We start from the raw sequence: 12,675 nt of genomic DNA, 5'->3' as shown, positions 1-12,675 counted from the left end.
TGACCCGGCGTGGCTTCACGCTGCTCGGACGCGGCATCGGCGAGCAACGGTTCCTGTTCTGGGTGTCGGTGGTCGGCAGCGTTCTCTTCGGGTTCATGACCGTGGCAGACGCCCGCGTGCTGGGCTGGGCCACTGATCACGTCATCCGGCCGTCATTCGCCCGTGGTGACGTCACCGAGGGAGCGCTGATCGGTGCGATCGCCTTGTTCATGGGCGTGGCCGTCCTGCGGGCCCTCGGCATCGTAGGTCGCCGGCTCATCGGCGGCATCGTCTACTACCGGCTCGTCGCCGACTACCGTCGCAAGGTCACCCGGCAGTACCTGGCTCTCCCCATGTCGTGGCACCACAAGCACCCCACGGGACAGCTGCTCTCCAACGCCAACGCCGATGTCGAGGGCGCGTGGTCGGTGTTCATGCCACTGCCCATGGCGATAGGCGTCATCACGATGCTGCTGGCGGCGATCTTCGAGATGGTCCGGGCCGATCTCGTGCTGACGCTGGTGGGACTCGTCGTGTTCCCCGCGCTGTTCGTCATCAACGTCTTCTACCAGCGTTGGCTCTCCCCGAAGGTGGCCCGCGCCCAGTCGTTGCGTGGCTCGGTCAGTGCCGTCGCTCACGAGTCGTTCGACGGCGCTCTCGTCGTCAAGTCCCTCGGCCGCGAGACCGACGAGACCGACCGTTTCCGTGCGGTGTCGCACGAGCTCCGCGACGCCAACATCGCCGTCGGACGCATCCGCAGCATGTTCGACCCGCTGCTGGAGGCACTGCCCAACATCGGCATCCTGATGGTCATCGTGCTCGGCGTCGGACGCGTGGCCAGTGGCGCGGCCGATCCCGGTGACGTCGTCTCGGTGGCCTACCTCTTCACCGTGGTGGCCTTCCCGGTCCGCGCCATCGGTTGGGTCCTGGGCGAGCTCCCGCGCAGTGTCGTGAGCTGGGAGCGCGTGGAGTCCGTGCTCGACGAGCGCGGCTCGATGCACTACGGCCCGCAGTCGCTGGCAGGCTCCGGCCCGGTGGCGCTCGGGGTGCACGACGTCTCATTCCGGTTCGATGATGCCGACCGTGACGTGCTGCGGGGCATCGGCCTCGCGGTCGAGCCGGGCCGGGTCGTCGCCGTCGTGGGGTCGACGGGAAGCGGCAAGAGCACCCTCACGTCGTTGCTCACACGGCTGGTCGATCCGCAGAGGGGAACGATCACCGTCGACGGCACCGACATCCGCGAGCTCACCCACGAAGAGCCCGCCAAGGCCATCGCCGTCGTGCCACAGGGCACCTTCCTGTTCGACGACAGCGTGCGCGAGAACGTCACGCTCGGCGGTGACTTCGCCGACGAGGATGTGTGGGCGGCGCTGCGCACGGTGCAGGCCGATGGTTTCGTCGCGAACCTGCCCCGCGGCCTCGACTCCCAGCTCGGTGAGCGTGGCACGACGCTCTCGGGCGGCCAGCGGCAGCGGCTCTCCCTCGCACGTGCCCTCGTCCGCCGTCCGCGCCCCCTCGTGATGGCCGACGCCACGAGCGCCGTCGACCCCGAGGTCGAGCAGCGCATCCTCAAGGCGCTGGCGGCGCACACCGCCGACGACGACGGTCCGACGGTCCTGGTGGTCGCCTACCGCAAGGCAACCATCGCCCTCGCCGACGAGGTGGTCTTCCTCGACGACGGTGCGATCGCCGATCGCGGGACGCACGCCGAGCTGGTGGAGCGTTCGACCGACTACCGCGACCTCGTGAACGCCTACGACCAGGCGCGGGAGATGGAGTCGTGAGCGCCACCGACGAGCAGGGACGCCTGACCGGCACCGCGATCATCCGCCGTGGGCTGTCGCTCTCACCGGCGATCAAGAAGGGCCTCGGGCTGACGATCGCCCTCGCCATCCTCAGCACGGTGGGCGGGTCCGTCATCCCGATCCTCATCCAGCGCACCGTCGACTCGGGCCTCGGTTCCGGCGGAGACACTCGCGTCGGCGACATTGGTGGCTTCCTCGCCATCGCCAGCGTGCTCATCGTCATCACCAGTGGCATCGGCTACTGGATGCGCATCCGACTCTTCGTCGCGAGCGAGACCGGCCTGGCCCAGATGCGGGTCGACGCCTTCCGGCACGTCCATGACCTCTCGATGCTCACGCAGAACTCCGAACGTCGTGGCGTGCTGGTCTCGCGGGTGACGTCCGACATCGACCAAGTCTCTCAGTTCCTGCAGTTCACCGGCATCCAGATCGTGGTCAGTGCCGGGCAGATAGTCGTCGCGACGTTGATCATGGCTTACTACTCGTGGCAGCTCACGATCGTGGTGCTGGTGTGCTTCCTGCCGCTGGCGATCAGCCTGAGGTTCTTCGCCGAGAGGCTGAGCCGTGCCTACGACACCGTGCGGCGCACCGTCGGCGAGATGCTTGCCGTCATCGCGGAGCCGGTCGTCGGCGCCTCGGTCGTGCGGGCCTACGCCATCGAGGGCCGCACCCAGGCGCGGGTCGACGACGGCATCAAGGGCAACCTCGACGCCAACGTGAAGGCGCAGAAGCTCGTCGCCGTGACCTTCGCCTCCGCGGGTGTTGCCGGCGGCCTCGCCAACGGCGGGGTGATCCTGTTCGGCGTCGTGATCGGCGTGGCGGGTGGCCTCTCGATGGGCACCGTCATCGCGTTCGCCTTCCTCGTCGGGCTGTTCGTCGGGCCCGTGCAGACAGCGACGCAGGTGATCACCGACGCCCAGAACGCCATCGCCTCGTGGCGCCGTGTCATCGAGCTGCTCGACACCCCGGCCGATGTCGTCGACCCCGGTGCGGCCGGCGTTCCTCTCCCGGGCGGAACGCTGAGCGCGCGCTTCGAAGGCGTCACCTTTGCCTACCCTGACGGACCAGACGTGCTCAAGGACATCACAGTCGAGATCGCACCCCGCCAGCGTGTCGCCGTCGTCGGTGAGACCGGCTCGGGCAAGACCACCTTCGCCAAGCTCCTGACCCGGCTCATGGACCCCACCGTCGGCGTGGTCCGGCTCGGCGACACCGACATCAGTGCGGTGTCGTTCGACGAGCTGCGCCGACACGTCCTGATGGTTCCGCAGGAGGGCTTCCTGTTCGACGCCACGCTGCGCGCCAACCTCCTCTACGGAAAGCAGGAGGCCACCGACGCCGAGCTCGACAGCGTCATCCGCGACCTGGGTCTCACCGACTGGTTCGCAACCCTCCCGCACGGCCTCGACTCGCAGGTCGGTCAGCGCGGTGAGTCGCTCTCGGCGGGGGAGCGACAGCTCGTGGCGCTGCTCCGGTCAGCCCTCGCTGATCCCGAGCTCATCGTGCTCGACGAGGCCACCAGCGCCGTCGACCCGCAGACCGAGCTGCGTGCCACCCGCGCGCTCGATCGTCTGCTCGAGGGCCGGTCGAGCGTGACGATCGCGCACCGCTTGTCAACGGCAGAGAATGCCGACCGAGTCCTGGTGTTCGAGGCCGGTCGCCTGGTCGAGGACGGCACGCACGCCCAGCTCGTGGCACTCGACAACGGTGTCTACGCACGGCTGCACGCCAGCTGGGTCGCACAGGCGTCGCTGTCGGCGCATCACGTCGCCGTCGACCATTCCTGAAGGAGCCTGAGACAATGGACCACGTGAGCTCCCTCGATCCGGCCGTCGCATCACGTCTCAAGCGCGATGCTGACGGCCTCGTCCCCGCAGTCGTCCAGGATGCCGGGAGCCGTGACGTGCTCATGGTCGGCTGGATGGACGACGAAGCCTTGCACCGCACCCTGACCACCGGTCGGGGCACCTTCTGGAGCCGCAGCCGGCAGGCCTACTGGGTGAAGGGCGAGACGTCCGGCAACACTCAGGCGGTCCGCGAGGTGCGACTCGACTGCGACGGCGACACGCTCCTGCTGCTGGTCGACCAGACTGGTCCGGCCTGTCACACCGGCGACACCACCTGCTTCGACGCGGACCGGCTGCTGTGAACCCACGCCGCCTCTACGCGCCGGTCGTCCTCGGCACGCTGGCTGCGGGGGTCCTGTCGTTCTTCGCCGCCGGACGCACCTGGGCACAGGTCAAGGTCGCGACCGACGGGCTGCCGAGCGACTCGGTCAAGGTCACCGGCACCGACGCGCAGCCGCTCGTGGCTGCCCTTGCCGTGGTCGTGGTGACCGCCGCGCTGGCGGTCCTCGCGTCGCCGCTTCGTGCGAGGCGGGTGATCGGGGTCTTCACGGTGCTGGTCTCGATCGCCGGTGTGCTGGTGGTGGTCCTCAGCTCGTCGGCCCTCGACGACGCCGTGAAGCGGGCCGTCGAGGCGTCGCCCGCCTTCACCGGTGGCGCTCACCGCACTTTCGACGTGTCGGCCTGGAAGTACGTGGCGGTGGTGGGCTTCGTGCTCTCCGCGGTGCTCGGTGCGGTCACCACACGGTTCGGACCGCTCTGGCCGACCATGAGCACACGCTACGAACGCGGCCCGCGGCCCGACCGTTCCGCAACCACGACAGACGCCGACATGTGGAAGGCGCTCGACGAGGGTCACGATCCGACCCAGTAGGCTGAGGAGCAGTCGGCCATCTCAAGGAGAAGTCATGTCGCACGGATCATCGCCAGCAGCCTGGACCGCGGTCCTGCTCGCCCTCCTGGGCATCACCATCGGTGGTGCCGCGCTGATTCCGGAGCCGCACTGGATCCTCTTCACCGTGGGCTGTGTCATCGCCGGGTCGGCCATCTTGGTCGGGCGGGTCATGTCGGCACTGGGCTTCGGCACCGAGCGAGCCGGCGACCACCCCGACATCGCGCCTCAGAACGTCGATGAGAACCGTCCGCTCACCAGCGGGAGCTGAGCCCCGGCAGCACCGATCGAAGGCAACCAGTGAGCGACCAGCCGCAGTACCCCAGTTATCCCGGGCCTGAACAGCCCCTGACGCCGCCTGCCGCCAACCAGCCGCCGCCCCCGCCTCCTGGTTACCAGCCGCCCCCGGGATACGGGCAGGCTCCGCAGGGCTACGGTCAGAGCCCCCCGGGCTATTTCCAGGGCTACCCGACCGGCCCCGCCACCCCTTACGCAAGCTGGTGGTCCCGAGTCGGCGCGACCGTGATCGACCTGCTCATCGGCATCGCCATCGCCGTCATCCCCCTCGTCGCCGGCGCGATCATCGCGTTCAAGGACGCCGAGGTGGACCCGGTCACCAGCGAGATCTCCGGCGGGGACAACGGCGTCGGCGTCGTTCTCATGGGGCTCAGCTACCTCCTCGTGTTCGTCTTCACGATCTGGAACTCCGTGTTCCGGCAGGGGCGCAAGGGGCAGTCGCTCGGCAAGAGCGTCGTGGGCATCCAGGTCGTCAGGGCCGACACAGGCCAGTTCCTTGGCGCTGGAACGGGCTTCCTGCGGTGGCCCATGGCGTCGATCCTCGGCGGCATCTGCTTCCTCGACTACTTGTGGCCGCTGTGGGACGGGAAGAATCAGACCTGGCACGACATGGTCGCCGGATCGGTCGTCACGACCAAGTGAGCACCAAGGCATGAGCACCACGACGGAGGTCGGCGCCCGGAGTGCGGCGTCGCTCCGGGATCCGGTGCTCGTCGGCATGGTCGGCCTCGGTGCCTTCACTCTGCTGCACCTTCATGACCCGCACGGCTCGGGTTCGTACGGCTACTGCCCGTTCCTCGTGCTCACGGGCAAGCCCTGTCCGGGATGCGGCGGCCTGCGGGCGGTGAACGACCTGACCCGGGGCGACGTCGTGGGAGCCGTCAGCAGCAACGTCCTCGCGGTGGCGCTCGTCGGCGTCCTCGCGGTGGCCTGGGTGCTGTGGGTGGCGCGCCGCATGCGTGGCCGCCGCGGCCGGATGATCGTGCTCACACCGACGACCGGGGTGGTGGTCGTCATCGTGATGGTCCTGTTCGGCGTCCTGCGCAACACCCCGTGGGGCGCTTGGCTGGCACCGTAGGCCCGGAACCCCGCGGTCTACCCGACTCGTCAGCGACTCGGCAGCGCGTCGATGCCGAACGTGATGATCGCGACCACGATGGCGGCGCCTCCGACGATGAGGCCGATGCCGGCGATGTTGTCGCCACCCTCTGCTCCCCGGGACAGGGCGATCTCACGGCGGGCGTGGATGCCCGTCGTGATCGCCGGAATTCCGAGCGCGAACCCTCCGAAGGTGAAGACGGACACACAGGCAAAGGCGGCGATGCCGAACAGCAGGCTGTAGGTGGCCTTGCGGTTGGTGGGCCGACCTGTGCCGTCGTCGTCCGGCGGCACAGGCTCCGGGGTCACGTGCTGGTGTAGTAGATGACGCTGATGACCGTCGAGACGATCGACAGGATCCCGAGGACGAGCCCCGCCGTTGCCATGCCACTGCCAGTCGACTGACCGTTGGACGCCTGAATTTCTTTCTTGGCCTGGTTGGACAACACCAGAGCTGGGATACCCGCGAGGATCCCGCAGCAGAGAAGTCCGACGATGCCCAGGATCATCGACCACAGCGCCTTCTTGTTCTGCTGTGGCGCTGCGCCGTAGCCGCCAGGAGCGGGCGGCATTCCGCCACCGCCACCTGGCGGGGGTGGGTAACCACCTGTTGGCGGCGGTGGGTAACCGCCGGCCGGCGGCGGCACGGGCCGTAGCTCGGCAGGTCGCCTGTGGGTGCCTGTGGTTTGTCAGGCACGGGTGGCGGATCGCTCGTCGTCATGGGGAGAGCATACGGACGGTGATGCCTCGGGGAACCCCTGCGGTGCAACTGTCGTCGCAGGTCTACTCTTGAAGAAGACCAACGATCGCAAAGAGGGGGCCGACATGTCCGTGCTTGACGACATCCTCGCGGGTGCGGCCGACGACCTCCGGCAGCGCATGAAGGCCATCTCACTCGACGATCTGAAGATGCAGGCGTCGCGACAGCATCCCGCGCTTGACCCCATGCCCGCTTTCCGCGGCGATGGCGTGTCGGTCATCGCCGAGGTCAAGAGGGCCAGCCCGAGCAAGGGTGCCCTCGCCGTCATCAAGGATCCGGCCGCCCTCGCCGCCGACTACGCCTCAGGTGGCGCTGCGGCGATCAGCGTGCTCACCGAGGAGCGCCGTTTCGGCGGCACCCTGGCAGATCTGAGGGCCGTACGTGCCAGCGTTGATGTGCCGGTGCTCCGCAAGGACTTCATCACGTCGTCCTATCAGCTGTGGGAGGCCCGGGCAGCCGGCGCCGACATGGCGCTGCTGATCGTGGCGGCGCTCGAGCAGATGGCGCTCGAGAGCCTCATCGAGAGGGCCCGGTCGATCGGCCTCACGCCGCTCGTGGAGGTTCACGACGAGAACGAGGTTGCTCGTGCCGTCGACGCGGGTGCTGACCTGATCGGCGTCAACGCGCGCAACCTCAGAACTCTCGAGGTCGATCGAAGCACCTTCGAACGGCTCTCGCCGCTCATCCCCGACTCCGTCGTCAAAGTTGCTGAGTCTGGCGTCCGCGGACCACGCGATGTCATCGACTACGCCAAGCGTGGCGCGCACGTCGTGCTCGTGGGTGAGACGCTTGTCCGGGGCGACGATCCGCGCGCAAGCGTTGCCGACCTGGTCGCGGCGGGCACGCATCCTGCCCTGCAGCACCGCTGGTAAGGGTCAGCCCCGCCCGACCGCTGTCCTCCCCATGTGTTTCCCAGCAACGACCCAGAAACGACACAGCCATGACGTATGCCCAGCCCGACACGACCGGCCACTTTGGACGCTTCGGCGGTCGGTTCATGCCCGAGGCGCTCATTGCGCCGCTCGATGAGCTCGATCACGCCTGGATCCAGGCGAAGGCCGACCCGGTGTTCGTCGCCGAGCTCGACCGGATGCTGCGCGAGTACGCCAACGTGCCCAGCCCCCTCTACGAAGCGCACCGCTTCTCCGAGGCAGCCGGCGCCCGCATCCTGCTGAAGCGGGAAGACCTCAACCACACCGGCGCTCACAAGATCCGCAACGTGCTCGGTCAAGCCCTGCTCGCGAAGCGCATCGGCAAGCCGAGAGCCATCGCTGAGACCGGCGCAGGCCAGCACGGCGTCGCTGCTGCGACGGCCTGCGCCTACCTCGACCTCGAGTGTGTGGTCTACATGGGCGAGGTCGACACCCGGCGGCAGTCGCTCAACGTCGCGCGCATGAAGATGCTCGGCGCCGACGTCGTGTCCGTCACGAGCGGCACCCGCACCCTCAAGGACGCCATCAATGAGGCGCTCCGCGACTGGGTTGCCAGCGTCGACACGACGTCTTACCTGTTCGGCACCGCCGCTGGCCCGCACCCGTTCCCGGGCATGGTCCGCGACCTCACCCGGGCGATCGGCGACGAGGCACGCGCCCAGTGCCTCGAGCTCACCGGCTCCCTCCCCGACGCGGCCGTGGCGTGCGTCGGAGGTGGGTCCAACGCCATCGGGCTGTTCACGGCGTTCATCGGTGACCCTGATGTCAGGTTGGTCGGTATCGAGGCAGGCGGCGACGGCGTCGAGACCGGGCGGCACGCGGCAACGATCACCGGGGGAGAGGTCGGGGTCCTGCACGGTGCCCGGTCCTTCCTGCTGCAGGACGAGGACGGACAGACTGTCGACTCCCACTCGATCTCCGCTGGGCTCGACTATCCCGGCGTCGGACCGGAGCACTCCTACCTCGCCGACATCGGACGGGCGTCCTACGTACCTGCCACCGACGCCGAGGCGATGTCTGCCTTCGACCTGCTCTGCAAGACCGAGGGCATCATCCCCGCCATCGAGTCGGCGCACGCCTTGGCCGGTGCTCTCGTGCTGGCCAAGGAGCTGGGCCCCGACTCAACCATCCTGATCAACTTGTCAGGGCGCGGCGACAAGGACGTGCACACCGCTGCGGAGTACTTCGGGCTCATCGACGAGCCCGTCGTGCTCGAGCAGGGCGTCGAGGAATGAGCGCGATCGACGAGCTCTTCGCCCGTACCAGGGCGGAGGGTAGGGCCGCTCTTGTCGGTTACCTGCCGGCTGGCTTCCCCACCACAGCGTCGTCGATCGCGGCGATCGAGGCGATGATCGAGGGTGGGGTCGATCTCGTGGAGGTGGGTCTCCCGTACAGCGACCCCGTCATGGACGGCCCAACGATCCAGGCAGCCGCCGACCAGGCGCTCGCGGCGGGATTTCGCTCCTCGGAGGTCTTCGACGTCGTGCGGGCCAGTGTGGCGGCAGGCGCCCCGACCGTGGTGATGACCTACTGGAACCTCGTCGATCGCAAGGGCGTCAACAACTTTGCCGCCGATCTGGCTGCCGCTGGTGGCTCGGGACTCATCACCCCTGACCTCATCCCCGACGAGGCTCAGGAGTGGATGTCTGCGTCCGACCAGAACGAGCTGGACCGGATCTTCCTGGTCGCACCCTCGTCGACCGATGAGCGCCTCGCCATGACGGCCGAGGCATCAAGCGGGTTCGTCTACGCGACGGCCGTCATGGGTGTGACCGGACAACGCGAGCAGAGCAGCAGCCTCGCCCCCGAGCTGGTCGCCCGCCTCCGCAAGGTGACCGACAAACCGATTGGCGTCGGGCTCGGCGTCAGCAACGGCGCGCAGGCTCACGAGGTGGCGGAGTTCGCTGATGCCGTCATCGTCGGGTCCGCCCTCGTACGCTGTCTGCTGGATGCCCCGGACGAGTCCGCCGGGCTCGAGGCCATCCGGTCGTTGGCACGCGAGCTGCGCGCCGGCGTCGAGAGGAGCTGAGCAGCGATGTTCGCGACGTTCATCCCCAGCCCGTCGAACGGTGTGTGGCACCTCGGCCCGGTGCCTCTCAGGGCTTACGCGTTCGGCATCATCATCGGGGCGGTCGTTGCGATCTGGATCGGCGAGCGCCGGTACCAGGCCCGCGGTGGCCGTGAGGGCCTGATCGGCGACGTGGCCATCTGGGCCATACCGTTCGGCATCGTCGGCGCCCGCCTCTACCACGTCGCCACCGACCCCGAGCTGTACTTCGAGCCCGGCCGCCACGTCATCGACGTGCTCAAGGTCTGGCAGGGCGGGCTCGGCATCTGGGGTGCGGTCGCCGGTGGCGCCCTCGGCGCCTACATCGCCTGCCGGCGCTACGGCGTCTCGTTCTCGTCGGTTGCCGACGCCCTCGCGCCCGGACTTCTCGTCGCCCAGGCCATCGGTCGCATCGGCAACTACTTCAACCAAGAGCTCTTCGGCAAACCAACCACCCGGCCCTGGGGTCTGGAGATCGACCTGTCCAACCGGCCCGACGGCTACACCCAGTTCGCCACGTTTCACCCGACATTTCTCTACGAGCTGTTGTGGAACCTTGCAGCGGCGGGTGTGATCATCGCCATCGACCGCAGGGTCAGGCTCACGGGCGGGCGAGCGTTTGCGCTCTACGCGATGCTCTACACCGCCGGCCGCTTCTGGATCGAGCAGCTGCGCATCGACCCCGCCAACGACATCGGGCCGTTCCGGCTCAACGTCTGGACGTCCGTCATCGTCTTCACGCTGGCCGCGATCTACTTCGTCGCGACCCGCAGACGATCGCGTGTCGCGGCCGCCGCTGAGGCGGACGCAGACGAGCCCAACTCTGCGGCCTAGGCCACGGCGCCCGCGCCCGGCGAGCTGACCGAGGCGACCGTGGGGTTGCGTCGAGCCCAGCCACCAGAACCCTGTCGTCGGGGTGGCAGGACAGCCTGACCTACGGTGCCGAATCAAGGCGAAACCCGTATTATTTGCCGCATGGACAACGCCCTCGAGAGCATTGAGCCGCTGCCTGATCCCGGGGCGATCGACCACGAGCACCCCGACGTCACGGGTGGGTGGTTGCGCCCCGCGGTCTTCGGCGCCATGGACGGGCTGGTCTCCAACTTCGCGCTGATCATGGGTGTCGTGGGCGGCAGCTCGAGCTCCAAGCCCGTCGTGCTCGCCGGGCTCGCGGGCCTCGCCGCCGGATCGTTCTCCATGGCGGCGGGCGAGTACACCTCGGTGGCCAGCCAGACCGAGTTCGCCCTCGCGCAGGTCGAGATCGAACGCTACGAGATCCTCCACAACGGAAGCGCTGAATCTGCCGAGCTCGCAGCGATGTTCATCGCGAAGGGTGTGTCTGAGGAGCTTGCCCGCGAGATGGCAGAGCAGATCCACCGCGACCCCGAGAATGCCGTCCGGGTGCATGCTCGCGAGGAGTTCGGGGTCGACCCCGACGACCTGGCATCTCCACTGCTGGCGGCTGGGTCGTCGTTCGTGGCCTTTGCGATCGGCGCTCTGATCCCGGTGCTCCCGTACCTGTTCGGTATCGACTCACCGTGGCCCGCGATCGTGCTCTCCCTGATCGGGTTGTTCGCGTGCGGAGCGGTCGTCACACGCATTACCGCGAGCTCCTGGTGGTTCGGCGGCACCCGCCAGCTGCTGCTCGGGGGTGCCGCGGCGGGTCTGACCTATCTGATCGGCGGGGCAGTCGGAGCGCCGCTCGGCTGAGCGGCGAACCACCCCGGCGCCGAGGCACAGAACTCCGTTGCCGACAACGCGCCGGCGCCTTCGGGCAGCGCTCCTGCGAGCGGCAGGCCCGTGAGCCTGGGCAGGTCTGACCGGTTCGTCGTCTCGGCGAGCCCCGGCTCGCTGGAACACGAACCCAGGACCAGGTACGTCTGCAGGCCGAGCCCGGCGAGCGCTTCGAGCGTGAGCGCGACGTGGTTGAGCGTGCCAAGCCCTTCACGAGCCACCACGAAGACGTCCGCCCCGAGCCGGAGGGCGAGGTCGCGGATCGTGCCTCCCGCAAGGTCGAGCCTCACCAGCAGGCCACCGGCTCCCTCGACGATCACGACATCGGCATCGAGCTCCCGGATTCGGTCGACGTGCTCGTCGACCGTCGGGAGAGCACGGCCCTCGGCTCGAGCCGCCGATTCGGGAGCGAGCGGGAGTCTCAGACGTACGAGCTCGTGCAGGTCGGTGTTTCGGCTCAGCGCAGCCACGACGTCGACGTCACCGGGCTCGTCCTGCCCGACCCCGGTCTGCAGGGGTTTGACCACCGCGACCCGGCGTCCGTCTGCCGCGCGGGCGACCGCGAGCGCCGCGGTGACGATGGTCTTGCCGACGGAGGTGTCGGTGCCGGTCACCACGACATAGCGCGCGCCGGGCAGTGTCATGACATCACCGAGCGCAGCACCCGCACCGCGTGGTCCAGCTGGTCGTCGTCGACCCCGGCCGAGGCCGTGAGGCGGAGTCGGCTGACCCCGTCAGGCACGGACGGAGGTCGGAACGCCCCGACCCGTACGCCTTGGTCTGCGCAGGCGGCCTGAGCGGCCAGTGCCTCGAGCGGTCCGGCCATCGCCACGGACATCACCGCGCCGGCCGGGGTCGGGATGCCGACCGCCTCGGACAGGGTGCGGGCAACGACGTTCACCCGTTCGACCAGCGTCGGGTCGCCCGCCATGACCCGCAGCGCCTCGAGCGCTGCCGCGGTGGCCGCTGGTGCAAGACCTGTGTCGAAGATGAACGGCCGCGCGCGATTGACGATGTGGTCGACCACGGCCCGGCTGCCGAGCACCGCGCCCCCCTGGCTGCCGAGCGCCTTCGAGAGCGTCATGGTGACGATGACGTGGGCAAGCCCCGCGAGGCCGAGCCCGTGGACGAGCCCGCGGCCTCGACCGGCCACCCCGATGCCGTGCGCCTCGTCGACGACGAGGGTCGCGTCCTCGCGCTCGCAGACGTCGGCAAGTCGTACCAGCGATGCCGCATCCCCGAGGACCGAGTAGATCGACTCGACCAGCACCATGGCCCGCGACTCGG

The 12,675-nt window shown here is 68.7% G+C and carries 16 protein-coding genes; 12 read left to right on the top strand and 4 right to left on the bottom strand.

Features of this window, described 5'->3' with window-relative positions:
• From H7290_RS05920 to H7290_RS05890, 7 genes are all read left to right on the top strand, one after another.
• A partial coding sequence (locus tag H7290_RS05920) for an ABC transporter ATP-binding protein (protein WP_290513093.1) occupies nt 1-1,763 on the top strand: 1,763 nt, incomplete at its 5' end.
• Nucleotides 1,760-3,571, top strand: coding sequence for an ABC transporter ATP-binding protein (locus tag H7290_RS05915; protein ID WP_290513091.1), 1,812 nt, complete (start codon nt 1,760-1,762; stop codon nt 3,569-3,571). The genes H7290_RS05920 and H7290_RS05915, both read left to right, overlap by 4 nt.
• Nucleotides 3,572-3,585: 14 nt before the next feature.
• Nucleotides 3,586-3,933 carry a phosphoribosyl-AMP cyclohydrolase gene (gene hisI, locus H7290_RS05910; protein ID WP_290513089.1) on the top strand — a complete coding sequence of 116 codons (348 nt, stop codon included), beginning with the start codon at nt 3,586-3,588 and terminating at the stop codon, nt 3,931-3,933.
• The gene (locus H7290_RS05905; RefSeq protein ID WP_290513087.1) at nt 3,930-4,502 is read left to right on the top strand and encodes a Trp biosynthesis-associated membrane protein; all 573 of its coding nucleotides are present in this window, start codon (nt 3,930-3,932) and stop codon (nt 4,500-4,502) included. Before hisI ends, H7290_RS05905 begins: the two co-directional genes overlap by 4 nt.
• Nucleotides 4,503-4,536: 34 nt before the next feature.
• Nucleotides 4,537-4,791 (top strand): HGxxPAAW family protein, encoded by a 255-nt coding sequence (locus H7290_RS05900; RefSeq protein ID WP_290513086.1) that lies wholly within the window; start codon nt 4,537-4,539, stop codon nt 4,789-4,791.
• A gap of 29 nt (nt 4,792-4,820) precedes the next feature.
• A complete protein-coding gene (locus tag H7290_RS05895; protein WP_290513085.1) occupies nt 4,821-5,459 on the top strand; it encodes an RDD family protein in 639 nt (212 codons plus the stop codon).
• Nucleotides 5,460-5,469: 10 nt separating this feature from the next.
• A complete protein-coding gene (locus H7290_RS05890; RefSeq protein ID WP_290513084.1) occupies nt 5,470-5,895 on the top strand; it encodes a DUF2752 domain-containing protein in 426 nt (141 codons plus the stop codon).
• Nucleotides 5,896-5,924: 29 nt separating this feature from the next.
• On the opposite strand, the gene H7290_RS05885 is transcribed toward H7290_RS05890, so the two are convergent.
• Together H7290_RS05885 and H7290_RS05880 are read right to left on the bottom strand one after the other, a co-directional pair.
• A complete protein-coding gene (locus tag H7290_RS05885; RefSeq protein WP_290513083.1) occupies nt 5,925-6,224 on the bottom strand; it encodes a DUF4190 domain-containing protein in 300 nt (99 codons plus the stop codon).
• Nucleotides 6,221-6,487 (bottom strand): DUF4190 domain-containing protein, encoded by a 267-nt coding sequence (locus H7290_RS05880; RefSeq protein ID WP_290513082.1) that lies wholly within the window; start codon nt 6,485-6,487, stop codon nt 6,221-6,223. Before H7290_RS05880 ends, H7290_RS05885 begins: the two co-directional genes overlap by 4 nt.
• A 253-nt stretch (nt 6,488-6,740) precedes the next feature.
• Here H7290_RS05880 and trpC point away from each other — a divergent pair, with 253 nt between their 5' ends.
• The 5 genes from trpC (at nt 6,741) to H7290_RS05855 (ending at nt 11,364) form a co-directional block, all read left to right on the top strand.
• Nucleotides 6,741-7,547 carry an indole-3-glycerol phosphate synthase TrpC gene (gene trpC, locus H7290_RS05875; RefSeq protein ID WP_290513094.1) on the top strand — a complete coding sequence of 269 codons (807 nt, stop codon included), beginning with the start codon at nt 6,741-6,743 and terminating at the stop codon, nt 7,545-7,547.
• A 68-nt stretch (nt 7,548-7,615) separates the two neighbouring features.
• Nucleotides 7,616-8,842 (top strand): tryptophan synthase subunit beta, encoded by a 1,227-nt coding sequence (trpB, locus tag H7290_RS05870; RefSeq protein ID WP_290513081.1) that lies wholly within the window; start codon nt 7,616-7,618, stop codon nt 8,840-8,842.
• Nucleotides 8,839-9,636, top strand: a complete 798-nt coding sequence (trpA, locus tag H7290_RS05865; RefSeq protein WP_290513080.1) for a tryptophan synthase subunit alpha — start codon at nt 8,839-8,841, stop codon at nt 9,634-9,636. The genes trpB and trpA overlap by 4 nt, the downstream gene beginning before the upstream one ends.
• A 6-nt stretch (nt 9,637-9,642) precedes the next feature.
• Nucleotides 9,643-10,488, top strand: a complete 846-nt coding sequence (gene lgt / locus H7290_RS05860) for a prolipoprotein diacylglyceryl transferase (RefSeq protein ID WP_290513079.1) — start codon at nt 9,643-9,645, stop codon at nt 10,486-10,488.
• Nucleotides 10,489-10,629: 141 nt separating this feature from the next.
• Nucleotides 10,630-11,364 (top strand): VIT1/CCC1 transporter family protein, encoded by a 735-nt coding sequence (locus H7290_RS05855; RefSeq protein WP_290513078.1) that lies wholly within the window; start codon nt 10,630-10,632, stop codon nt 11,362-11,364.
• Here the strand turns inward: H7290_RS05855 and bioD are convergent.
• Both bioD and H7290_RS05845 read right to left on the bottom strand, forming a co-directional pair.
• Nucleotides 11,325-12,032 (bottom strand): dethiobiotin synthase, encoded by a 708-nt coding sequence (gene bioD, locus H7290_RS05850; RefSeq protein ID WP_290513077.1) that lies wholly within the window; start codon nt 12,030-12,032, stop codon nt 11,325-11,327. The genes H7290_RS05855 and bioD overlap by 40 nt on opposite strands.
• Nucleotides 12,029-12,675: aminotransferase class I/II-fold pyridoxal phosphate-dependent enzyme (locus tag H7290_RS05845; protein WP_290513076.1), on the bottom strand; the 647-nt coding region annotated here is incomplete at its 5' end. The genes H7290_RS05845 and bioD, both read right to left, overlap by 4 nt.

The sequence above is a fragment of the Aeromicrobium sp. genome (genome assembly GCF_014378035.1).
Lineage (GTDB): Bacteria > Actinomycetota > Actinomycetes > Propionibacteriales > Nocardioidaceae > Aeromicrobium.
The sequence above is the reverse complement of the archived record's forward strand: the minus strand, read 5'-3'. Positions and strand labels throughout refer to the sequence as shown.